Origin of the sequence: Curtobacterium sp. PhB137 (assembly GCF_003814955.1) — a bacterium.
Lineage (GTDB): Bacteria > Actinomycetota > Actinomycetes > Actinomycetales > Microbacteriaceae > Curtobacterium.
In genome coordinates, this window is sequence record NZ_RKQO01000004.1 from 49,568 (window position 1) to 72,051 (window position 22,484).

23 protein-coding genes are annotated in these 22,484 nt (G+C 70.7%); 8 read left to right on the forward strand and 15 right to left on the reverse strand.

Annotated elements, in window-relative coordinates:
* Window positions 1-19: 19 nt before the first annotated feature.
* Genes EDF28_RS00495 through EDF28_RS00505 form a run of 3 tightly spaced genes read right to left on the reverse strand, consistent with a single transcriptional unit; the run spans window position 20 to window position 3,650 of the window.
* Entirely contained in the window at window positions 20-517 is a 498-nt protein-coding gene (locus tag EDF28_RS00495) for a cupin domain-containing protein (protein ID WP_260154449.1), read from the reverse strand.
* Window positions 514-1,965 carry an amidohydrolase family protein gene (locus EDF28_RS00500; protein WP_311394730.1) on the reverse strand — a complete coding sequence of 484 codons (1,452 nt, stop codon included), beginning with the start codon at window positions 1,963-1,965 and terminating at the stop codon, window positions 514-516. Before EDF28_RS00500 ends, EDF28_RS00495 begins: the two co-directional genes overlap by 4 nt.
* Window positions 1,962-3,650 carry an adenosylhomocysteinase gene (locus tag EDF28_RS00505; RefSeq protein ID WP_185094104.1) on the reverse strand — a complete coding sequence of 563 codons (1,689 nt, stop codon included), beginning with the start codon at window positions 3,648-3,650 and terminating at the stop codon, window positions 1,962-1,964. The genes EDF28_RS00500 and EDF28_RS00505 overlap by 4 nt, the downstream gene beginning before the upstream one ends.
* A 49-nt stretch (window positions 3,651-3,699) precedes the next feature.
* On the opposite strand from EDF28_RS00505, the gene EDF28_RS00510 reads away from it, so the two are divergent.
* The 6 genes from EDF28_RS00510 to EDF28_RS00535 all read left to right on the forward strand — a co-directional run bounded on the left by EDF28_RS00510 (window position 3,700) and on the right by EDF28_RS00535 (window position 7,794).
* Entirely contained in the window at window positions 3,700-3,975 is a 276-nt protein-coding gene (locus EDF28_RS00510; RefSeq protein ID WP_123936822.1) for a glutaredoxin domain-containing protein, read from the forward strand.
* A 124-nt stretch (window positions 3,976-4,099) separates the two neighbouring features.
* Window positions 4,100-4,939, forward strand: a complete 840-nt coding sequence (locus EDF28_RS00515; protein WP_123936823.1) for an amidohydrolase — start codon at window positions 4,100-4,102, stop codon at window positions 4,937-4,939.
* Between the two features lie 42 nt (window positions 4,940-4,981).
* Window positions 4,982-5,851, forward strand: coding sequence for a fumarylacetoacetate hydrolase family protein (locus EDF28_RS00520; protein WP_123293343.1), 870 nt, complete (start codon window positions 4,982-4,984; stop codon window positions 5,849-5,851).
* Window positions 5,851-6,654 carry an SDR family NAD(P)-dependent oxidoreductase gene (locus tag EDF28_RS00525; protein ID WP_123936824.1) on the forward strand — a complete coding sequence of 268 codons (804 nt, stop codon included), beginning with the start codon at window positions 5,851-5,853 and terminating at the stop codon, window positions 6,652-6,654. The genes EDF28_RS00520 and EDF28_RS00525 overlap by 1 nt, the downstream gene beginning before the upstream one ends.
* A gap of 87 nt (window positions 6,655-6,741) precedes the next feature.
* On the forward strand, window positions 6,742-7,419 hold the full coding sequence (locus tag EDF28_RS00530) for a FadR/GntR family transcriptional regulator (protein ID WP_111086323.1): 678 nt from the start codon (window positions 6,742-6,744) through the stop codon (window positions 7,417-7,419).
* A 96-nt stretch (window positions 7,420-7,515) separates the two neighbouring features.
* Window positions 7,516-7,794, forward strand: a complete 279-nt coding sequence (locus tag EDF28_RS00535; protein ID WP_123936825.1) for a GlsB/YeaQ/YmgE family stress response membrane protein — start codon at window positions 7,516-7,518, stop codon at window positions 7,792-7,794.
* A gap of 91 nt (window positions 7,795-7,885) precedes the next feature.
* Here EDF28_RS00535 and EDF28_RS00540 read toward each other — a convergent pair whose 3' ends face one another.
* The 9 genes from EDF28_RS00540 to EDF28_RS00580 form a co-directional block, all read right to left on the reverse strand.
* Window positions 7,886-8,836, reverse strand: coding sequence for an aldo/keto reductase (locus EDF28_RS00540; protein ID WP_123936826.1), 951 nt, complete (start codon window positions 8,834-8,836; stop codon window positions 7,886-7,888).
* The gene (locus EDF28_RS00545) at window positions 8,833-9,153 is read right to left on the reverse strand and encodes an L-rhamnose mutarotase (RefSeq protein WP_123293339.1); all 321 of its coding nucleotides are present in this window, start codon (window positions 9,151-9,153) and stop codon (window positions 8,833-8,835) included. Before EDF28_RS00545 ends, EDF28_RS00540 begins: the two co-directional genes overlap by 4 nt.
* Window positions 9,153-10,478 (reverse strand): alpha-L-fucosidase, encoded by a 1,326-nt coding sequence (locus EDF28_RS00550; RefSeq protein ID WP_111086327.1) that lies wholly within the window; start codon window positions 10,476-10,478, stop codon window positions 9,153-9,155. Before EDF28_RS00550 ends, EDF28_RS00545 begins: the two co-directional genes overlap by 1 nt.
* 34 nt (window positions 10,479-10,512) lie before the next feature.
* Window positions 10,513-11,430: a carbohydrate ABC transporter permease gene (locus EDF28_RS00555; protein WP_123936827.1), complete on the reverse strand. Its 918-nt coding sequence runs from the start codon at window positions 11,428-11,430 to the stop codon at window positions 10,513-10,515.
* The gene (locus EDF28_RS00560; RefSeq protein WP_123936828.1) at window positions 11,423-12,400 is read right to left on the reverse strand and encodes a carbohydrate ABC transporter permease; all 978 of its coding nucleotides are present in this window, start codon (window positions 12,398-12,400) and stop codon (window positions 11,423-11,425) included. The genes EDF28_RS00555 and EDF28_RS00560 overlap by 8 nt, the downstream gene beginning before the upstream one ends.
* A gap of 107 nt (window positions 12,401-12,507) precedes the next feature.
* Window positions 12,508-13,746 carry a sugar ABC transporter substrate-binding protein gene (locus tag EDF28_RS00565; protein ID WP_260154450.1) on the reverse strand — a complete coding sequence of 413 codons (1,239 nt, stop codon included), beginning with the start codon at window positions 13,744-13,746 and terminating at the stop codon, window positions 12,508-12,510.
* Between the two features lie 47 nt (window positions 13,747-13,793).
* Window positions 13,794-15,131 (reverse strand): enolase C-terminal domain-like protein, encoded by a 1,338-nt coding sequence (locus tag EDF28_RS00570; RefSeq protein ID WP_123936830.1) that lies wholly within the window; start codon window positions 15,129-15,131, stop codon window positions 13,794-13,796.
* Between the two features lie 319 nt (window positions 15,132-15,450).
* Window positions 15,451-16,035, reverse strand: a complete 585-nt coding sequence (locus tag EDF28_RS00575; RefSeq protein WP_123936831.1) for a TetR/AcrR family transcriptional regulator — start codon at window positions 16,033-16,035, stop codon at window positions 15,451-15,453.
* Between the two features lie 61 nt (window positions 16,036-16,096).
* Window positions 16,097-18,151 carry an MDR family MFS transporter gene (locus tag EDF28_RS00580; RefSeq protein WP_123293332.1) on the reverse strand — a complete coding sequence of 685 codons (2,055 nt, stop codon included), beginning with the start codon at window positions 18,149-18,151 and terminating at the stop codon, window positions 16,097-16,099.
* 188 nt (window positions 18,152-18,339) lie between these two features.
* Between EDF28_RS00580 and EDF28_RS00585 the strand changes: the two genes are divergently transcribed.
* Window positions 18,340-19,299, forward strand: coding sequence for a phosphotransferase (locus EDF28_RS00585; protein ID WP_123936832.1), 960 nt, complete (start codon window positions 18,340-18,342; stop codon window positions 19,297-19,299).
* Between the two features lie 71 nt (window positions 19,300-19,370).
* Window positions 19,371-19,760, forward strand: a complete 390-nt coding sequence (locus EDF28_RS00590; RefSeq protein ID WP_123293330.1) for a hypothetical protein — start codon at window positions 19,371-19,373, stop codon at window positions 19,758-19,760.
* Between the two features lie 34 nt (window positions 19,761-19,794).
* On the opposite strand, the gene EDF28_RS00595 is transcribed toward EDF28_RS00590, so the two are convergent.
* The 3 genes from EDF28_RS00595 to EDF28_RS19085 all read right to left on the reverse strand — a co-directional run bounded on the left by EDF28_RS00595 (window position 19,795) and on the right by EDF28_RS19085 (window position 22,431).
* Window positions 19,795-21,252, reverse strand: coding sequence for an SPFH domain-containing protein (locus EDF28_RS00595; protein ID WP_123936833.1), 1,458 nt, complete (start codon window positions 21,250-21,252; stop codon window positions 19,795-19,797).
* 143 nt (window positions 21,253-21,395) lie between these two features.
* Window positions 21,396-22,223 (reverse strand): ammonia-dependent NAD(+) synthetase, encoded by an 828-nt coding sequence (nadE, locus tag EDF28_RS00600; RefSeq protein WP_123293421.1) that lies wholly within the window; start codon window positions 22,221-22,223, stop codon window positions 21,396-21,398.
* Between the two features lie 40 nt (window positions 22,224-22,263).
* Window positions 22,264-22,431, reverse strand: coding sequence for a hypothetical protein (locus tag EDF28_RS19085; RefSeq protein ID WP_165901387.1), 168 nt, complete (start codon window positions 22,429-22,431; stop codon window positions 22,264-22,266).
* Window positions 22,432-22,484: the final 53 nt, after the last annotated feature.

Consider the following 22,484-nt stretch of genomic DNA (forward strand, 5'->3'; position numbering starts at 1 on the left):
AACATACCAATGTGGTACGTCAGTCGGCCATCGTGAAGTCCTCGAACGAGAAGCCCGGCGACACCAGGCAGCTCAGCAGGACCTCGCCGTCGTTCGGGATCGTCCGCTGCCACACGCCGCCGCGCACGAACGCCTGTGCGTCGTTCACCCGGTCGCGGCCGGCATCGGGCCCGAGGGTGATCCGCGCACCGGGCTCGGGAGCATCGCCGGAGCCGCCGAGTTCGAGCTCGACGGTGTCCGGACCGTGCCACATCCAGATCTCGTCGCTCGTCACCCGGTGCCAGGCCGAGGCCTCGCCCGTGGGCAGCAGGAAGTGGATCAGGGTCGCGGCGGGGCGGTCCCCCGCGGGCGTCGTCACCGTGGCCGGCGAGGTCCAGGTGCGGACGTACCAACCACCTTCGGGGTGCGGCTCCATGCCGAGGGCGATGGCGCGCTTCGGCACGTCGAGCCACTCGATCAGTTCGCCGTCGACGGTGCGACGGGCGGCCATGCCGGGGCGGGGTGCGGTCTCGGTCATGATTCCTCCACAGGGATGACAGGGCGGGCAGGGCGGTCGGGCGATGACGCGGGCACGCCGGTCAGTGCTCCGTCGACGGCGCGGACGACCCCACGGATGACGGTCGCGGACGCACGCCCGGCACCGTCCTCGACGAGCTCGGCGAGTGCGTCGGGCACGGTCCGGGCGTCGACGTCGAAGACGGCCAGGTCGGCGCGGGCGCCCACGGCGAGGTGGCCGATGCGGTCCGGGCCGACGGCGAGTCCCATGGCGTGCGCACCACCGAGCGTCGCCGCAGACAGGAGCCGCTCGTGCAGGTCCCGGTGCCCGTAGCCCTGGGCACGGGCGATCCGGTGCAACGCCGTGACGTCGGCCATCAGGTCGAGGGACGGTGACGACGACAGCGAGTCGGTGCCGATGGCGATCGGGCTGCCCTCGCGCAGGTAGTCGGCGACGGGAGGCGGGTCGAGGCCGATGACGGCGTTCGACCGCGGGCACAGTGCGACTGCGGTGCCGCGAGCGCGCAGGAGCGCCCGGTCGGCAGCGGTCATGTACACGCCGTGCGCGATGTGGCAGTCCGGGCCGAGCACCCCGAGCCGGTCGACGAACGCGGTGGCGCTCGCCCCGAACCCGAGTGCCCGGAGCGCCCGGAACGAGGGCACGTTCGCCAGGTGCCAGTCGTTGCCGTGGCCGACGCCGTCGACGCCGTCGAGTCCGGGGACCGGTCCGAGGGCGATGCGCTCACCCTCGAAGGCGGCCTCGCCGAGGTGCAGGTGCAGGCGGAGCCCACGCTGCCGGACGATGTCGGGGAGTTCGAGGAGAGGCGCGACCTCGAGCGAGTACGGCGCATGCGGCGAGAGGCCAGCGCCGGGGGTGGTCGGGATTCGGGCGAGTTCGTCGAGCACCTGGTCGCGGCCGTGCGACTGCCAGGCATCGTTCTCCCAGTCCATCACCTCCCAGTAGGCGATGCCGCCGAGCCCGGCGTCCTCGAGCGCGGTGGAGGCCTCGATGTCGGTGACGATGTCCGCGATGCTCGTCACGCCCGCGCGGATCGAGGCGGCGGCACCAGCGGCTGCTTCGGCCCGCCAGTCGTGCGGTTCGGCGTAGTCCTGGTTGAACGCGGACGCCCAGTCCTCGAAACCGTCGTACTGGCCTCGGCCGACACTGGCCATGCCGGTGTACTGCAGGTGCGAGTGCGCGTTGACGAGGCCCGGCAGGAGGGCTCCGCGCCACTGCCGTTCGGTGAACGTCGCACCCGAGCCGGTGAGCTGGTCGACGACCCAGGACCGGTCACCGACGTGCAGGATGCGGCCGTCCTGCACGGCGACCGCGCCGTCGGCGATCGGGGGCGCGGTCATCGGCACGACGACGCGCGCCGAGTGCACGACGACGGAGTGGTCGGCACGAGGGTGCGCGGCGGTCGGGCGCGCGGTGCTCGGGTGCGAGTCGCTCGGGTGCGCAGCGCTCATGCGGGGTCTCCGAAACGACGCGTCCGGACGTCCGGCTCGCGGTCCGCAAGGTGTTCAGGGGGAAGGCCGGGAGGAACGGGGCGCGCTCCGAACGCGGCGAGCGCCACGCGGGCGGTCGCGTCGTCGACCGCGGGATCGATGGGCACGACGGCTCGCTCCAGTTCGTCGCCGCGCTCCAGCAGCATGCGGACGGCCCCGAGCTGCGCGGCGAAGGACAGGTCCATGATCTCGATCGGGTTGCCCTCGGCCGCGGTGATGTTGATGCAGCCGCCGCGGTCGAGCACGATCGGTCCGCCCTCGGCGTCGGGGAACACGAGGCGCTCGGCCTTCGGACCCACCGGCCGCAGTCCGGCTCCGGCGGCGCGGGCGTCGTCGAGCGCGACCTCGTGGTCGACCCCACCCGCGACGGCGACGACGGCCCCGTCCGCGCACGAGCGCAGCACGCGCAGGTCGATGGTGTCGGCCACCCCGGTGGCGCTCACTACGAGGTCCGCGTCCTGCACGGCCTCGGCGAGCGGCGCGACGGCGTGGCCGGCGAACAGCGCCTGCAGGGCGCGCACCGGGTCGGTCTCGGCGACCGTGACCCGGAACCCGAGGGCGGAGAGCACCAACGCGACCCCCTCGCCGACGTGCCCGAACCCGGCGACGACCGCCGCGCCTCCCGAGATCGCTCGGTGTGTACCGGACGGGAGCCCGTCGACCAGGTCGAGCATCGCGAACACCGTCGACTGCCCGGTGCCGTACCGGTTGTCGAAGAACGTCTTGGTGCGGGCGTCGTTGACGGCGACCACGGGGATGCCGAGCTCGCCCCGCGACGCCATCACGCGCAGGGGTCGGAGGCCACTCGTGGTCTCCTCGGCCGCGCCGAGCATCGTCGGCAGCAGGTCCGGACGCTCCTGGTGGGCGAGCCGGATGACGTGGGAACCGTCGTCGAGCAGGATGTGCGGCCGGGTGTCGAGCATCGCGAGGGCGAGCGCCTTCTGCTCCGGCAGCGAGGCCGCGCTGCTCGCGTGCACCGTGAGCCCCGCTGCCCGGAGCGACGCGGCCACGGCGTCGTCGGTCTCGTCGGCGTGCGCGTAGACGACGACCTCCGCACCGGCGTCGCGGAGGAGCAGGCTCAGCACCGCCGTCTTCGGCTCGAGGAACATCGCGACGCCGATGCGGGTGCCGCGGAGCAGTCCACCGTCGCGGAGTTCGGCGGCGACCGCGCGCGAGACGGGCATCGAGCGTCGCGCCCAGCGCAGCCGGGCGTCGGCGGCCGGGTCGTCCTCGGGGTCGCGGCCGGTGGAGACCAGGAAGACGTCGTCGGAGAGCATCGGGACGCCGAGCACGCCCGGGCGGGCGGTGACGACGGGGCCGAAGGCGTCCTCGTCGACCGCGGGCAGGTGCCAGCCGGCGTCGATCACGATGAGCGTGGCGCCGCGGGGGCGGTCGGCCTCGCGCTCGATGACGGGGGTGGAGTCCTCGGGGGAACCGAGGCACCAGAGCTGGTCGATCGGCTCGTGGTCCGCGGCCGGGCGTGCACCGAGGCCGGTCAGCAGGCCGTGCAGCGCCGACGCGTCGCGGGGGTCGCCACCGACGATGCGGAACCGACGGGCTGCGACGAGCAGGTTCGTGACCGCGGCGAAGCGTCGGACGGCCGCCGACGCCCAGGATCGCGTCTCGGGGTCGGGTCCTGGCGGCATGCCCCAATCGTAGGGAATGCGCGGGGCCCCGCCGACGTACTCTCTGGGCATGAGCGATGCATCCACGACCGAAGTGTTCGACAAGGTGACGATGTTCGGTGCGGACTGGTGCCGCGACTGCCGCCGGTCCAAGGCGCTGCTCGACACCCTCGGCGTCGACTACGAGTACGTCGACGTCGAGCAGGACCTGTCGGCGGCCGACCGTGCCGAAGCGATCAGCGGGCGGAAGAACATCCCCGTCGTGGTGCTGCCGAACGGCAAGCACTTCGTCGAGCCGTCGGACGCCGAGCTGCGCGCCGAGCTCGAGGCCTCCGGCGCCCTCTGAGCCGCGGACTTTCGCGCCCAGCGACACGTCACGCCGACAGGCGCCCGTGACGTGTCGCTGGGCGCGAAAAGTCGTCGGCCGGCACACCCGGGCGGACATCGGATGAATCGGGCATCATGAGGGCGTGATCATCGACGCTCACCACCACCTCTGGGACCCCGCCGACCGGCCGTACCCCTGGATGGACGACTCCGTCGCCCCGATCCGCCGCCGGTTCGACGTGGACGACCTCCGCGCAGCGACGCAGGACACCGGCGTGACGCGGACCATCGTCGTGCAGGCCGTGCACGATCCCGACGAGACGGCCTGGCTCCTCGAGCAGCCCCGACCGGTCGCGGGCGTCGTCGGCTGGGTGGACCTGACCGCGCCGGACGTGGCGGACCGGATCGCCGCCGTCCGTGCGCTCCCCGGCGGTGATCGCCTCGTCGGCATCCGGCACCTGGCACAGGACGAACCGGACCCCGGCTGGCTCGGCCGCCCCGACGTCGCCCGCGGGGTGCGAGTCCTCGCCGGTGGCGGCCTGGTGTTCGACTTGCTCGTCCGCGCCCGAGAGCACTCGGCCGCGCTGGCCCTGGTCGACGCCGTCCCCGACGCATCGTTCGTGCTGGACCACGCCGGCAAACCATCGATCGACACGGGTGACCCGGCCTGGCACGGACGGATGGCCGACTTCGCTGCACGCCCGAACGTCACGTGCAAGGTCTCCGGCTTGCTCACCGAGGCCGGACCGGACTGGCGCGACCGCCCGGTCGACCGGTACGTCCGTGAGGTCGTGGAGCAGTTCGGCCCCGAGCGGTCGTTGTTCGGCTCGGACTGGCCGGTGTCGACCCTGGCGACCGGGTACGCGGCGGTCGTGCAGCGGACGACGGACGCACTCGCCGACCTGTCGACGACCGAGCACGACGCCGTCTTCGGCGGAACCGCGGAGCGCATCTACCTTGTCCCGAGGACCACGCAGACATAGGATGTTTCTGGCTGCACTGGCGCAGCCGGAGAGCGAGGAACGATGCAGTTCGCACGACTCGGCCCGGCGGGGAGCGAGATCCCCGTGGCCATCGACACCGACGGCGAGGTCTTCGACCTCCGCTCGATCACCAGTGACATCAGCGGGTCCTTCCTGGCCTCGGACCCGGTCGGCCGCGTCGACCACGCCCGCAGCGCCGGCGACCTGACGATCATCGGCCGGGACCGGGCCGACGGCATGCGGCGCGGGGCACCGATCGCCCGCCCCGGCAAGGTCGTCTGCATCGGCCTGAACTACCGCGACCACGCCGCCGAGACCGGCGCCGACATCCCCACCGAACCGATCGTGTTCATGAAGGACCCGATGACGGTGATCGGCCCCGACGACGAGGTCCTGATCCCCCGGAACAGCACGAAGACCGACTGGGAGATCGAGCTCGCGATCGTCATCGGCCGCACGGCTCGGTACTGCGAGACCGATGCGGACGCCGAGGCCTCCATCGCCGGCTACGCCATCGCGAACGACGTGTCCGAGCGGGAGTTCCAGCTCGAACGCGGCGGGCAGTGGGACAAGGGGAAGTCCTGCGAGACCTTCAACCCGCTCGGACCGTGGCTGGTGACGCCCGGGTCGCTCACCGCCGCCGGCCTCGACCCCGCGGCACTCGCGCTCCGGCTGACCGTCAACGGCGAGGTCCGGCAGGACGGCACCACCGCCGACATGATCTTCCGTCCTGTGGAGATCGTCCGGTACCTGTCACAGTTCATGGTGCTGTACCCCGGCGACGTCATCAGCACGGGGACCCCGGCGGGCGTCGCGCTGGCCGGACACGCGCCCTACCTGCAGCCCGGCGACGTCGTCGAGCTCACCGCCGACGGGCTCGGCTCGCAGCGCCAGACGGTCGGAGCAGCCTGATGGCGGACGCAACCGGCAGCGCCGGCAGCATCGGCAGCACCGGCGGCGCTCGCAGCGCTGCCAGCCACGACGGCGTCCGGGCCATCGTCACCGGTGGCGCGTCCGGCATCGGCGCGGCGATCGCCGCCGCCCTGCAGGACCGCGGTGCCACGGTCGCCGTGCTCGACATCCAGCCGTCGACCGCCGAGGGGTTCCTCTCCATCACGTGCGACGTCAGCGACGACGCCTCGGTCCGCACCGCCGTCGCCACCGCCGTCGAGCAGCTCGGCGGCCTCGACGTCCTGGTCAACAACGCCGGCATCGGCGCCCAGGGCACGGTCGAGGACAACGGCGACGACGAGTGGCGCCGCGTGTACGAGGTCAACGTCCTCGGCGCCGTCCGGCTGTCGCGCGCTGCGCTCCCCCACCTGCGGGCATCGGGCAACGCGAGCATCGTGAACACCTGCTCGATCGCCGCCACCGCCGGGCTGCCCCAGCGGGCGCTCTACTCGGCGACCAAGGGAGCGATCGCCGCCCTGACCCGCGCGATGGCCGCCGACCACATCCGCGAGGGCATCCGCGTCAACGCCGTCAATCCCGGTACGGCCGACACTCCGTGGGTCGCGCGGTTGCTGTCCGCCGCGGGCGACCCGGCCGCCGAACGCGCTGCCCTCGAGGCCCGGCAGCCGCACGGTCGGCTCGTGCAGGCGGAGGAGGTCGCCGAGGCGGTCGCCTACCTGACGAGCCCGCTCGCCCGGTCCACGACGGGCGTCGACCTGGCCGTCGACGGCGGGATGCAGGCCCTCCGGCTGCGGCCCGCCTGATGGTCCGGCCGTGACGACCGGGAGGCCCGGCTATCGTCGACCTGTCGGCTCGCGTCCGCGAGCGGGCCGGGATCAGGAGGTGGTGACGTGGCGTCACTGACCGACGATGCGATCGCACGCATCCAGCAGATGATCGTGAGCGGTGAGCTCCAACCCGGGCAGCGCCTCCCGCCCGAGAAGGAACTGAGCGAGTCGCTCGGCCTGTCCCGGAACAGCCTGCGCGAGGCGGTGAAGGCCCTCGAGCTCATCCGCGTGCTCGACGTCCGCCGTGGCGACGGCACCTACGTGACGTCGCTGGAACCCGGCGTGCTGCTCGAGGCCGTGTCGTTCGTCGTCGACATGCACCACGACCGGTCCCTCGTCGACCTGCTCGAGGTCCGCCGCATCCTCGAGCCCGCGTCCGCCGTCCTGGCGACCGCGCGGGCCTCGGAGCAGCAGATCGACGAGCTCGCCACGCTGATGCAGTCCGTCGGCGAGGACACCGGTGTCGAGGACCTCGTCGCGCACGACCTGCTGTTCCACTCGACGATCGCGGGCATCGGCGGCAACCAGTACCTGTCCGGGCTGCTCGACGCCCTGTCGAGCAAGACCGTGCGGGTGCGGGTCTGGCGAGGGCTGACGCAGAACGGCTCCGTGCAGCGCACGCTCGACGAGCACGCCGCGATCGTGGACGCCATCCGACGGCGCGATCCGCAGCTCGTGCAGGCCCTGGTGGTGTCGCACGTCGAGGGCGTCGAGCGCTGGTTGCGGCGCTCCCTCGACTGAACCCGAGAACGCGTGCAGCCGGGTGGGTGTTGTGTCGGTCGTCGGCCCTGACTCCGGCAACCATGCCGCGGCAACCGCACCCACGAGGAGGAAACCGTGCTCGGTCTCATCATCAGCTTGATCATCGTCGGACTCATCGCCGGCGCCATCGCCCGGCTCGTCGTCCCCGGCAAGCAGCACATCTCGATCCCCATGACCATCCTGCTGGGCATCATCGGCTCGTTCGTGGGCGGGTTCCTCGGGTTCCTGATCTTCCAGCACGACCCGATGGACGGCTTCTTCCAGCCGGCCGGCATCATCGGTTCGATCATCGGCGCCATCATCGTGCTGATCATCTACATCCGCTTCTCGGGTCGCAGCGCCAAGACCCGCTAGGCAGGTCTCGGCGGGCACGACTCGCTGCGCAACCAAAGTCACCCCGAACCGCGCATCCGTGCGGTTCGGGGTGATTTTGGTTGTGCGGGGCTCAGGCGGTGAGCAGGCCCGCGGCGCGGAGGTCGTCCCACAGAGCTTCCGGCACCACGGCCGCCACCCGCTCGACGTTGGAGCGCACCTGCTCGGCGGACTGCACGCCGAGGGCGATCGCGGCGACCGCAGCAGCACGCCGCGGGAACGCCAGCGCCGCCTCGGGCAGCGTGACCCCGTGCCGCTCGCAGACGTCGGCGATCGCGTTCGCCCGCGCGACGAGTGCCGCCGGTGCCGTCGCGTAGTCGTAGGTCGCCGTGGCGTCCGGCCGGTCCCGCCCGAGCAGTCCCGAGTTGTAGACCCCGACCGCGACGACCGCGACGCCGAGCGCGGCGCACCGGGCGACGAGCTCCGCCGCCGGCTGCTCCAGGAGCGTGTAGCGGCCCGCGAGCATGACCACGTCGCACAGCCCGGTGGACACCGCGGCGTCGAGGGCCTCGACCGAGTTCGACCCGACGCCGACGGCTCGGACCACGCCGTCGTCCCGCAGCTCGGCGAGCGTCGGCAGCGCCTGCGTCAGGCCGTCCTCGAGCGAGTAGACGTCGGGGTCGTGCAGGTACGCGACGTCGACGTGGTCGAGCCCGAGCCGTCCGAGCGACTCGTCCATCGACCGCCGAACACCCGACGGTGAGGGGTCCCACTGCCGCACGGTGTCGTTCGGCACCGCGAACCCGCCGGAGGCCAGGTCGTCCCCGTCGCCACGCCCGGGGACGAGCAGCCGCCCGACCTTCGTCGACACCAGGAACGCGTCACGCGGACGGTCGGCGAGCGCCGCCCCGAGCCGCCGCTCCGACAGCCCGAGGCCGTAGTGCGGCGCGGTGTCGAACCCGCGCACGCCGGCGTCCCACGCCGCGTCGACGGTGGCACGGGCGTCGTCGTCGGACACCGGGCGCAGCAGGTTCCCGATGCCGGCGCCGCCGAACCAGAACGGACCGCGGTCGAGGTCGGTCATCCCTGTCCTTCCAGGGTCCAGACGAGCGGGATCCCGTCGTCGTTCCCCGAGTAGTCGTCGTCGGCTTCGAGCAGCGGGTTGATGGTCTCCTGCCACTCGGCGTTGACCGGGTCGTCCGCCAGTGAGCGTCGCATCGCCCGGTAGTCGGACACCTCGATGAGGTGGACCAGGTCCTGGCCGTCGCGCCAGATGCTCCAGTTCGACACCCCGGCTGCCCGGAGTCGGTCGACGAGCGCGGGCGGGACGGCGGCGTGCACGCGCTCGTACTCCGCCTCCGTCCCGCTGCGCAGTCGGGTCCTCGACAGGATGCGCTGCATCAGTCGCGCAGGAACAGCTCGACCACCGGCACGGCGACGTCGGGTCGCACGATCGGCAGCGTGAGCGTCAGCGTCCCCGCCGGCTGCCCGCCGAGCCCGGTGTTCTGCGCGCGGGTCCCGGGCGGGATCTCGCGGAAGTGCAGCTCCGACGCGTCGTTGAGCAGCTGGGCGTAGGCGACGCGTCCGGCCAGGTCGGGCAGGTGCACGTGCTCGAACGGCCACGCGAACAGGTGCAGGTACAGGCGGTTGCCGTTCTGCGTGTACACGGTGTTGCGCGGCGCGACGAACGACGACGGTCCGGCGCCGTAGACGGACCGGGCATGCTGGTGCATCCACGTCCCGATGCCGTCGAGGGTCTGGCGCGAGACCCCGTCGAACTCGCCACGGCCGGTGGGGCCGATGTTGAGCAGCATGTTCCCGTTGTTCGAGACGCCGTCGACGAGCATGCGGACGAGCAGGTCGACGGGCTTGAGGTTCACGTTGTCGCGGTCGTAGCCCCACGATCCGTTGAGCGTCTGGCAGGCCTCCCACGGCACCTGGGCGCCGTCGACCTCCATCGGCTTGTCCGGCTGGTACTGCTCCGGGGTGACGATGTCGCCCGGCAGGTCGAGCCGGTCGTTGACGATGATGCCGGGCTGGAGCCGTCTGGTCAGTTCGAGCAGCTCCGAGGATCCCCAGTCGTCGCGACCCTTGCCGCCCCAGATGTCCTCGTGGTCGTTGTCCCGGTACGAGAAGTCGTAGAACAGGTAGTCGACCTGCCCGTAGTCGGTGAGCAGTTCCTCGACCTGCCCGTGCAGGTACTCCCGGTAGCGCGACATGTCGCGGCCCTGGTTGAACGCCTCGATCTCCTCGGGCGAGTCGTCGCGCCTCGGGTGCACGCCGTCGACGGTGAAGTCCGGGTGGTGCCAGTCGATGAGCGAGTGGTAGAAGCCGACCCGCAGTCCCTCGGCCCGGACGGCGTCGACGAACTCGCGCACGATGTCGCGGCCGAACGGGGTGTTCGTGGACTTGTAGTCGGTGAGCTTGCTGTCCCAGAGGCAGAAGCCCTCGTGGTGCTTCGTGGTGAGCACGACGTACTTCATGCCGGCTTCGCGAGCACGGCGGGCCCAGTCGGCGGCGTCGAACAGGTCGGGGTCGAAGTGGTCGAAGTACTTCTGGTAGTCGGCGTCGGTGATCCGTTCGCGGTTCTTCACCCACTCGTGCCGTGCCGGCAGGGCGTACAGCCCCCAGTGGATGAACATGCCGAACCGGTCGTGGGTGAACCAGGCGGGCAGGCCGCTCGCGTCGGTCGCGGTCTGCGGCTCTGCAGGTGCGGTGATGGTCATGAGGCCAGTGTTCCTTTCAGAGGGGGGAGGGGTGTCACCGGCCGCCGAGGCCGCTGGTGACGATGCCCTTGACGAGGTGCTTCTGCAGCAGGACGAGCAGGATCACGGTGGGCAGCATCGAGATCACCGACGCCGCCATCACGAGGTTCCACTCGGAGCCCTGCTGGCCGAAGAACTGCTGCAGGCCGAGTGGGATGGTGCCCCGGGCCTCGACGTCGTTGACGATGACGAGGGGCCAGAGGAACGAGTTCCAGTACGAGATGAACGAGAACACCGCGAGGACGGCCATGGTCGGTCGGGCGAGCGGCATCATCACCGAGAAGAAGGTCCGGATCGCGCCAGCCCCGTCGACCCGGGCGGCGTCGTCGAGTTCCTGCGGCACGGTCAGGAAGAACTGCCGGACCAGGAACGCGCCGAGGGCCGTGAACGCCCACGGGATGATGAGTGCCTGGAACGTGTCGACCCAGCCGAAGCCCTGCATCATCACGTACATCGGGATGACGAGGACGTCCTGCGGGATCATCAGCGTGACGAGGAACAGCAGGAACACCGTGTTCCGGCCGCGCCAGCGCAACCGTGAGAACGCGTACCCGGAGAGCACGGCCACGGCGACGTTGATCGCCGTCCCGACCGCCGCGACGAACACCCCGTTGAGGATGAAGCGGGCGAACGGCAGGTAGGTGAACGCCTGCACGTAGTTGTCCCACTCGAGCGAGCGACCCCAGAGCGTCGGCGGGGTGGTGAACACCTGGTCGGCGGGCTTGAGGCTCGTCGCGACCATGTAGATGAGCGGCGAGACGAACAGGAGCGTGACGAGGCAGAGCAGGGCGTACCCGATCGCGTGCCGGACCCGCCCCGGTCGTGGCGCGGACTTCGTCCTGGCGACGGCACGGGGGTTGACCGTCCGGTTCGACGTGGTGGCACCGACGTGCCCGCGGACCGCTTCACTCATAGTGCACCCACCGCTTCTGCCCGAGGAACTGGACGGCCGTGATCCCGAGGATGATGACGAACAGCACCCAGGCGCCGGCCGAGGCCAGACCGAGCTGCTGGTTCTGGAAGCCGGTGTTGTAGATGTACTGCACGAGGGTCTCCGTCGCGGTGCCCGGGCCGCCCTTGGTGAGGACGAACGGCTGCACGAACACCTGGAACGAGGTGATCAGCGTCATCATCGTCGCGAAGAACACGGACGGCGAGATGAGCGGGAACTTGATGGCCCAGAAGGTCTGCCAGGCGTTCGCGCCGTCGAGCTGCGAGGCCTCGATCTGGTTCTCCGGTACGGCGTCGAGCGCCGCCGAGAAGATGAGCATGTTGTAGCCGAAGCCCTGCCACACGCTCATCGCGACGATGGCGAGCATCGCCCAGTGCTCGTCGGCGAGGAAGTTCGGCGCGTGCACGCCCACGGTGGACTGCAGTGACGCGTCGATCGCCCCACCGGGCTGGTACAGCATCCGCCACACCACGACGTTCGCGACGATCGGCGTGATGGTCGGGATGAAGAACAGGACGCGGAAGACGTGCCGGCCGGCGATCCGCGGCGTCAGCCAAGCGGCGAGCCCGAGCGACACGACGAGGTTGAGGGGCACGTAGAGCACCACGAACAGCGCCGTGTTGAGGGCGACGGTGCGGAAGACCGGGTCGGCGAAGAGCCGGGCGTAGTTCTCGATGCCGGCCCAACTGCGCTCGCCGAGCATCGGCCAGTTCATGAAGCTGACGACGAGTGAGGCGACGATCGGGAACGCCGTGAAGACGACGAGTCCGATCGAGTGCGGTGCCGCGAACGCGGCGCCCCACCAGGAGCGGCGCCCGAGTGCGCTCGTGTCCTCGCCGTCCTTCCGCCGCGGGGTGGCGGCTCCGACCGCGATCGCGGTCGCGACCGCGGGGACGGCCGCTTCGGCCGGTGGGTCCTGGATGGTGGTCATGCGACGACCTCCTCGTCGTTCGCGCGGTCCTGAACAGGGGATGGATCGGACGGGAGGCCCGTGGCGGGGCCGCAACGGGCCTCCCGTCCGATCACTGGTTCAGCTGGTCACTGCGTGCCGAGCTGGCCGGCGATGGAGGACATCGTCTCCTTGCCGGAGGTCTGCCCGTTCACCGCCTGCAGCGCGTACTGCGTGAACAGCTGGGAGAGCTGGTCGCTCTGCTTGTTCCCGAGGAGCGGCGAGGACTTCGCGAGCCCTGCCTTGAGCGCGGCCTCGGCGCCGTCGATGCCGGCGCTCGAGTACCACGCCGACTGGGCAGCGGTACGGCCGGGGAAGGCTCGTCCCGCTTCGGCGAGCGAGGTCAGGACCTTCTCGCTGGTCATCGTCTGGACGGCCTTGAACGCCTGCTCCGGGTACTTGCACTGCTTCGAGACACCGAAGCCGGAGCCGGCGGCGAAGGTCGACGGACCGGACGTCCCCGCGGGGAGCGTCGTGACCCCGAGGTCGAACTTCACCTTGGCCTTCTGGCTGATGAGCGACCACGGACCGTCGGTGTACATCGCGACCTTGCCGGCGGCGAAGTCGTTGCCCGGCGTCGACGCGTCCGACGACGCCTGCGTCGCGTAGCCCTTCTTCACCAGTGTCGAGAGCCAGTCGAGGCCGTCCGCGAACTTCGCGTTCGACGCGTCGAGCTCGCCGTCGGACGTGATCACCCGGCCACCGTTGTAGCCGTAGACGAGGGACTCGAGGTTGAGGTCGCCCACCGTCGAACCGAACATGGTGACGCCCTTCGCCTTGAGCGCGGCGCCCGCCGCCTCGAAGTCGTCGACGGTCCACCCCGGCTTCGGCTCGGCCACGCCCGCCTTCGTGAAGACGTCCTTGTTGTAGAACATCATGATGGGGCCGGTGTCGTAGGGCAGGCCGTAGAGCTTCCCGTCGACCTTCATGCCGTCGAGCGCGGTGCTGTCGAACGCGGACAGGTCGGTGCCGTCCTGCTTCGCGAGGTCGTCGAGCGGCAGCAGCGACGACGTGTAGTTCGCGGTGCGGAGCGACTGCATGCTCACGACGCACTGGGCGCCGCCTGCACTCAACTGCGTGCTGAGCTTCGTGAAGTAGTTCTCGAACGGCGCGCCCTGGATCGTCAGGGTGATGTCGTCCTCGCTCTTCACGGTGTCGGCGACCTTCTGCCAGGCGGCCTTGTCCTCCTTCCCGGCGATCCACATGGACCAGGTCAGGGCGTCCTTCGACTGGCTTCCACCGGCACTGCTGCCGGAGGAACAGCCGGTGAGCACGAGGGCCGCGGCAGCTGCTGCCGCGAGCCCGGTGATGATGCGTCGTCGTTGCATCGGAGTCTCCACTTCGTCGTGGTGATGGGGTGTGTGGGGTGGTGGGATCAGGCGACGCGGACCGCGTCGGGGACCGTCTCCGTGTCGACCACGGCCCAGGCCGGGCCGTCCGGGAACGCGTAGGCGTCGAGGGAGTCGGCGAGCATCTCGGTGCCGGCTCCCGGAGCGGTCGGCGGCCAGTAGCGGCCGTCGTGGACGTCCACCGGGGTCACGAAGTGCTCGTGCAGGTGGTCGACGAACTCGATGCACCGGGTGTCGAGGTCGCCGGTCAGCGCGACGGCGTCGAACATCGACAGGTGCTGCACCGCTTCGCACAGGCCGACCCCGCCGGCGTGCGGGCACACCCGGACGCCGTGCTTCGCGGCGAGCAGCAGGATCGCGAGGTTCTCGTTGACCCCCGCGACCCGGGTGGCGTCGATCTGCAGCACCGACATCGACCCGGCCTGGATGAGCTGCTTCGCGATCACCCGGTTGGCCATGTGCTCGCCGGTCGCGACCGGGATCGGGGCGATGCGCCGGGCGATCTCGGCGTGCCCGAGGACGTCGTCGGGGCTCGTGGGTTCCTCGACCCAGGCGAGGTCGAACGGGCTCAGCCGTTCGATCCAGGTGACGGCCTCGTCGACGTCCCACCGCTGGTTGGCGTCGACCGCGATCCGGATGTCGGGTCCGACCGTGGCGCGGGCGATGCCCATCCGGCGGACGTCCTCGTCGAGGTCGCCGCCGACCTTGAGCTTGATCTGCTCGAAGCCCTCGTCGACGGCCTCGCGGCAGAGCCGGGCGAGCTTCTCGTCGTCGTAGCCGAGCCAGCCCGGGGTCGTCGTGTACGCCTGGTAGCCCTCCGCTTCGAGCCGGGCCCGACGGGTCGCACGGTGCGGTTCGGCAGCCCGGAACAGCTCGAGCGCCTCGTCCGGGGTGATCGCGTCGGTGAGGTACCGGAAGTCCACCAGTTCGACGAGTTCCTCGGGGCTCAGGTCCGCCAGCAGCGCCCACAGCGGCTGTCCCGCGCGCTTGGCTCGGAGGTCCCAGAGCGCGTTCACCACGGCGCCGATCGCCATGTGCATGACGCCTTTCTCCGGGCCGAGCCAGCGCAGCTGCGAGTCGTGGACCATCGCGCGCCAGGTGCCGCCCATGTCGGCGAGGACCGCTTCGGCGTCGACGCCGACCACGTGCCCGCGCAGGGCGGCGATCGCGGCTTCCTGCACCTCGTTGCCGCGGCCGATCGTGAACACGAAGCCCGTGCCGACGTGTCCGTCCAGGGCGTCGGTCGTGATCTCGACGTACGCGGCGGAGTAGTCGGGCGCGGGGTTCATGGCGTCGGATCCGTCGTGCTCCCGAGAGGTCGGGAAACGGATGTCGCGCACGTGCAGACCGGTGATGCGGCTCATTCGTGTCTCCTGCCGTTCGGTCTCCGTCGACCGAACGAGGCAATCAAAACATCGGATGTCTCGCGCGTCAAGAGAACTCTTCGTCACGTTCTGGTCTCGAACGGGGCCGAGTCGTCGGATGGCTGCGCGGCTTGCGCTTGCGTGGCCGATCCGCCAAAACGACAGATCCCCGCCAACTGTTCGCGGAGATCTGTCGCTTTCGCGAAACCGTCGACAGCGGAGCGCGCGCATCTGTCGCTTCAGCGGGGGCGACCGGACCACGGACGGGAGGCGCGGTGCGGGTCCGACCCGCGCCGCGCCTCCCGTCCGTGGTCGCGCTTCAAGCGGAGGCGAGTCGGCCCATCTCGGCCACCACGCCGCGGAGGCGGTCCGCCAGCTCGTCGCGCGAGCCGTCGGCGAAGCGGTGTGCCGACTCGATGAGCGCCGCCATGACGAGCGTCACCGCGGTCCGTGCGGAGTCCACGTCGGTGCGCTCGGCGGCGACCGTGAACACGGCGAGCCGGGCACGCGCCATCCACTGCAGCATCGCGGGCACCATCTCGGGTCGCGCCTGCACGAGTTCCTTCATGCGACGGCGGTCCGCCGGCAGTGTCACCGTGCGGGCGACGAGGTCGCAGAGGTCCGACACGAGCGGGCCCTCCGCGGTCAGGAACGCATGTCGTGCCACCTCGGGCACCGAGCTCTCGGGGAGCCCGAGTGCCGCGTCGCCCTTCGACGGGAAGTAGTTGAAGAAGGTGCGGGGCGAAACGCCGGCGTCGGCGCAGATCTCCTCGACCGTGACGCCGGCCAGGCCCCGGTCGGAGACCAGCGCCAGCGCCGCCTGGTGGATCGCGTGCCGGGTCTGCTGCTTCTTGCGTTCCCGCAGGCCACTGTCGCCTGCCGGGTGCGATTCGATCGTGCTCACTGCTGCTCCTGGTGCGGGTCGGGGCCTCCCGTCTGGTGACGAGAGGCCCCGGTGGCCGGTCCTACGCGCGGTCCCGCTGCACGGGGATCGATCCGGTGACGGGTGCCGTGGGCGACCCCATCGTGTCGGCCGCCTTGACGGCCTGCACCTCGAGGTCGTCGGCGGTGCCGGCCTGGTCGGCCTGCTCCTGCAGGGCCGAGCTCTTGCGGAGCGGCGGCGCCTTGAAGAACCAGCTGAGGATGAACGCCAGCAGGATCACGGCGAAGCCGACCCAGTAGACGGTCACGGCCGACGCGTTGAAGCCGGTCATGAACGGCTTGGTCAGCGCCGGGGTCGCACCGTTGAGGTAGGACGTGTCGCTCGTCTCGCTGCTCGAGCTGCTGCCGTCGCCGGCTCCCTTGTCGATCTGCTTCGACAGTTCGGGGGCGAGCTCACCGACCCAGTACGAGCGCTGCGAGGCGTCGGACCAGTCGACCACGAGCTTGCCGTCCTGCACGCTGGCGTGCGCCTTGTCGGCTGCGGCGGTGAGGGCCTGCTGCTGCACGGCCTCCGGAGCGCCGGTCGTCGCAGCGGTGACCTGCGCGGTGGCCTGGTCGAGGCCGGACTGCACCTGCGACTTCACCGGGGTGACGATCGGGTTCCAGATCTGCTCCATGACGCCCGCGTTCGCCTTCGCCGTGGCGACGGTCGGGTTCAGGGCGGCATCGAGCGCACCGGACAGGTTCTTCTGGTCCGCGGTGGCGTGCAGGATGTTCGCCGGCATGATCGAGAACAGGATGCTGAGCAGCACCGCCGTCCCGAGCGTTCCACCGATCTGGCGGAAGAACGTGGCGGACGACGTCGCCACCCCCATGTCCCGCGGCTGCACGGAGTTCTGCGAGGCGAGGGTGATGCTCTGCATGAGCTGCCCGAGGCCGAGGCCGATCAGGAACATGCCGATCATCAGGAACCAGAGCGGCTTGTCGATCGTCATGAACGTCAGGACGACGTAGCCGACCGAGACCAGGGCCGTGCCGATCACCGGGAAGATCCGGTAGCGACCGGTGCGGGCGACGATCTGCCCCGAGGCGATCGAGGCGATCATCAGACCACCGATCATCGGCAGGGTCGCGAAGCCGGACTCCGTCGGGGTGAGCCCCGTGACGATCTGCAGGTACAGCGGGATGGTCAGCATGGCGCCGAACATCGCGAAGCCGACCAGGAACCCGAGGATCGTGGCCATCGAGAAGGTGCCCGAGCGGAAGAGCTTGAGCGGGATGATCGCGTCGTCCTTCATCAGGGTCTCGATCACCAGGAAGGCGACGAGCCCGAGCGCACCGATCACGTAGCAGGCGATGGCACCGGCCGAACCCCAACCCCAGGTGCGGCCCTGTTCGGCCACGAGCAGGAGCGGGACGAGCGTCGCGATCACCGAGGTGGCACCCCACCAGTCGATGCGCGGCTTCGCCTTGGCGTCACCGAACTTCGGCAGGTGCAGGAAGGCGATGACCATCAGGAGCGCCGCGACGCCGATCGGCACGTTGATCAGGAAGACCCAGCGCCAGCCGGTGACACCGAGGATCGTGCTCGCGCCGGCGAACAGGCCGCCGATGAGCGGGCCGATGACGGACGAGATGCCGAAGACCGCGAGGAAGTAGCCCTGGTACTTGGCACGCTCACGCGGGGCGAGGATGTCACCCATGATCGCGAGCGGCAGCGACATCAGCGCACCGGCACCGATGCCCTGGAAGGCACGGAACGCGGCGAGCATGATCATCGAGGTCGACATCGTCGAGAGCAGCGAGCCGAGGATGAAGACCGCGATGCCGAAGATGTAGAGCGGGCGGCGACCGAAGACGTCGGAGAGTTTGCCGTAGATCGGCGTCGTGATGGTCGACGCGATCAGGTACGCGGTCGTGACCCACGCCTGCTGGTCGAGACCGTGCAGGTCGTCGCCGATGGTGCGGATCGCGGTGCCGACGATCGTCTGGTCGAGCGACGACAGGAACATGCCGGCCATGAGGCCGTAGATGACGAGCAGGATCTGACGGTGCGACATGATCGGCTTGCCCGGCGTGCTGGCCGGGGAGTCGTGTCGTCCCCGCGACACCTCGACGGGTGCGGTGGCAGTAGACATGGGGGTCCTTCAGGGGTGCGTGGTGGTCGTCGTGCGGGCAAGGGACGCCGGAGCGTGTGTGGCGGGCCGTCGAACGGCGGGTCAACCTTGCAGACGCTGCAACTTTACATCATCAGCACGTTTGCTGCCAACGCAAACTTGCCATCCGTGCACGTTGGTGAACGGCTTCTCAGGTAGCGTCATCGGCCATGGGGCGAACTGCGTGGACGGACGTGCCGGCGATCCTGCGCGACCGGGTGGAGCAGACCCTCGGCGGAGCGGTGACGACCACTGAGTCCCAGACCGCCGGGTGGTCGCCGGGGAGTGCCGACCGTGTGGTCACGGCGACGGGGCGACGGGCGTTCGTCAAGACGGTTTCGCGATCGCGGAACGCCGATGCCTTCGCCCTGCACCGCCGGGAAGCCCGCGTGGTGGCGCAGCTGCCGTCGACGGTGCAGGCACCACCCCTGCTGGACGCCTTCGACGCCACCGTGGACGGCGACGAGTGGGTCGTCCTGGTCCTCGACGACATCGAGGGCAAGCACCCCGGGGCAGCACTCGACGGCAGCGACACCGCGGCGGTGCTCGATGCGCTGGACACCCTGCCGCCGGCGACCGGCGACCTCGGCACGCTCCCCCGGATCGCCGACGACCTGCGCCGCGAGTTCGGCGCCTGGGACCGGATGCTCGGCGACCCGACCCTGGCCGACCGGGTGGCCGAGGTCGTGCCGGCACACGTCCTCACCGCCGGACCCGCGATCGCCCGAGCCGCCGACCGGGCAGCGGCACTCGTCGACGGCGACCACCTCGTGCACGCCGACTGCCGTGCCGACAACCTGCTCGTCGACGGTTCCGGGGTCGTCTGGGTCGTGGACTGGCCGTGGGCGAGCATCGGCGCGCACTGGCTCGACCCGCTGACCTACCTGATCGACACACTCGTCCGCGGCGAGGACAGCGACGTCGAGCACCACCTCGCCGCCCACCCGGTGTTCGCCGGCCTGCCCGCCGCGACGGTCGACGCCGTCCTCGCTGGTCTCGCCGGACTGTTCTTCGAGCACGCGCTGCCGCCCGCACCGCCGAACATGCCGACCATCCGTGACTTCCAACGGCGCGAGGGCCTGGCCGCGGCGGAGTGGTTGCTCCGCCGGTGGGACACGACACCGCACTGACGACGGGCGACAGGCGTCGGGTACCCCGTCTGTCCAGCAAGCGCGGCACCGCGGAGCGTACGGTCCCCCGCATGACTGATGAGCACCGCACTCCGCGTCCCGAAGACGACGCAGCGCGCCTCGGTCTCGTCGTCGTCGGAGAGGCAGCAGCGCTGCACTCCGGTGACGAGGCGGCACTGGACGCGAGCGAGCAGAACATCCGCGACACCATCGACGAGATGATCGACGAGCCCCTGACCCCACGCCAGGAGCAGGTGATCGAACGTCTGGCATCCGCCGGCGGGACCCTCACCGCCGGACTCAGCGGTGCGCTCGCGGCGCAGACCGGACGGAGCGTCGACGACATCCTCGAGGGTGCGGCCCGCAGCGTCGTGTGGCAGCAGCGGCTCGCCGACCAGCGCGAGGACGCCGGTGGCCAGCAGCGCGAGCGCCGGGACGAGAACGGGCGCGACGAGGACTGATCCTCGCCACGCCCGCCCAGGGTACCGCTGAGGACTACTCGGTCGGCTCCGCGACAGCGGTGGACTGCTCACGCACGACGGCCCGAGCGGCAGCCTGCCCCGTCGTCGAACTCTTGACGATGTCACTCAGGGTGAACCCGGCGGTCGTCCCGAGCAGGGCGTCGACCTCGCTGAACTGGCTCACGATGCTCTTCGACAGGGCGCCGGCGCCGTCGGAGGACACCACGGTCAGCTTGTCGATGTTGCCCATCGGCGCCGCGAGCTCGCGGGCGATGCTCGGCAGGGTCTCGATGGCCTTGACGCGCAGGACGGCCTCGGAGTGCTGTGCGAGTGCGTCGGCCTGGGCCTTCGTGGCGTCTGCCTCGGCCTGACCCTTGGCGCGGATCGCGTCGGCCGCTGCCTCACCTTCGGCACGGGAGGCGTCGGCGGCGAGCTTGCGCGCCTCGGACTCGGCCTTCGCCTCGGCGGCGATCGCTTCGGCGGAGATCCGACGGGCCTCGGCCTGGGCGCGGGCCGTCTCGACCTGGGCACCGGCGGCCGCTTCGGCCTCGACGCGGGTCTTGCGCGCCTGCGCCTCGGCGACGGCGGAGACCTCGGACTCGAGCTCGGCACGGCGCAGCTCGGCACGCTTCTGCGCGGTGATCTGCTCCTGCTCGACGACGCCCTGCGCCGCACGGGCCTGGGCGAGCGGACCGGCGGCTGCGGCCTCGGCCGATGCCCGGTCGGCGTCGAGCTGCAGTGCGGCGCGGCGGATCGCCAGGGTGTTCTCGGCTTCGGCGATGGCCTGGTCGGCGGTGGCACGGGCTTCTCGCGCTTCGCGGTCGGCCTGCGCCTCGGCGTTCTCCGCCTCGAGCCGGACTCGGGCGCGCTCGGCACGACCGAGGTCGCTGATGTACTCGTTGCGGTCCGAGATGCCCTTGATCTCGAAGGAGTCGACGTCGAGGCCCTGGCTGTGCAGGGCCTCCTTCGCCACGTCGAGCACCGCGACGGTGAGCTGGTCGCGGTTGCGGATGATCGTGGACACGTCGGTCGCACCGATCGACGCACGGAGCGATCCCGACAGGACCTCGCGCGCGAAGTCGTCGATCTTCTTCTCCTGCCCGAGGAACCGCTGCGCGGCCGCCCGGATCGAGGCGTCGGTCTCGCCGACCTTGACGAGCGCGACCGCTTCGACGTCGATCGTCACGCCGCGGGAGTCCTGCGCGTTGACGTTGATGTCGATCGCCCGGGAACTGAGCGAGAGCTTCGCGACCTTCTCGAAGAACGGTCGGACGAGGACGCCGGCGCCGAGCACGACCTTGATGCCGGACTCGACGGTCTCGGTTCCGTCGTCGTTCTTGACCTTGCGCGAGCGCTTGCCGGTGATGATGAGCGCTTCGTCGGCGCCGGCGTTGCGGTACACGACCTTCGCGTAGATCAGCGCGATCACGGCGAGGACGATGATCCCCACGATGATCAGCGGGATGGCTCCGAGCGCGAACAGGACTTCCATGACTCCCCCTCCGGACCAGGCGCCAGCCTGGATTCCGCATCTGTTGTTCCGTCGGCTCCCATCCTAGGAGACCGCGCGGACGGACAGGAGGCGCGGTGCAGGATCACCTGCAGCGCGCCTCCTGTCGATGGTCGCGTCAGCGCCTACGCGCCCGCACGCCACCAGTCGTCGAACGGCGTCGCCGGCACCTGGCGCTTGTGCTCGGTCGCGCGGTACCGCGACTCGATCGCCTCGGCGACCTCGAGCGGCACGTCGTGCCCCTGCAGGTAGGCGTCGATCTCGGCGTAGGACAACCCGAGGTTCGCTTCGTCCGTCTGGCCGGGCGTCTCGTCGAGCAGGTCCGCGGTGGGGGCCTTCTCGTACAGGCGGGCGGGCGCACCGAGGTGCTCGAGCAGCTGCCGCCCCTGGCTCTTCGACAGGCCGGTGAGCGGCGTCAGGTCGACGCCGCCGTCGCCGTACTTCGTGAAGAAGCCGGTGACCGCCTCGGCCGCGTGGTCGGTCCCGACGACGAGCAGCCCGCGCTGGCCGGCGACGGCGTACTGGGCGACCATGCGCATCCGGGCCTTGACGTTGCCCTTCACGAAGTCGCTCAGCTCGACACCCGAGGCAGCGGTGTCGAGCATGACGCCGTCGACGCCGTGCTCGATGTTGACGGTGATGCCGGGGTCGGCTGCGATGAACTGCAGGGCGAGCTGGGCGTCGTCCTCGTCGGCCTGCACGCGGTACGGCATGCGGACGGTCGTGAACTCGGCGGGGTGGCCCTCGGCGCGGAGGGACTCGACCGCGAGCTGGGTCAGGCGCCCGGCGAGCGTGGAGTCCTGGCCGCCGCTGATCGCGAGCAGGAACCCCTTCGCGCCGGTCGTGAGCAGGTAGTCACGGAGGAACCCGACACGGCGGGCGATCTCCTGCTCCGGCTCGATGGTCGGCTGGACGTTGAGGTCCGCGGCGATGGCGGCTTGGAGTTCACGCACCACCCCAGTATCCCGCTGCACCCGCCGGTGTGCACAGCGTTCAGCGGACGGGTTCTGCGTCCACCGGCCGGATCGTGTTGTCGTGGTCGACGCCGATCGCGCAGGTGCAGACGACGCCGAGCGTCTCGGCGCTCTGCGTCAGCCGGAACCGCTCGACGTGCGGCGGGCCGACTCGACGGTCGAGCGGGTGGGTGTCGTGATCGTGCACGGTGGTCCTCACTGACTCGTGGTGGTGCGGATGTCCGGTGCGGTGGCGGTCCG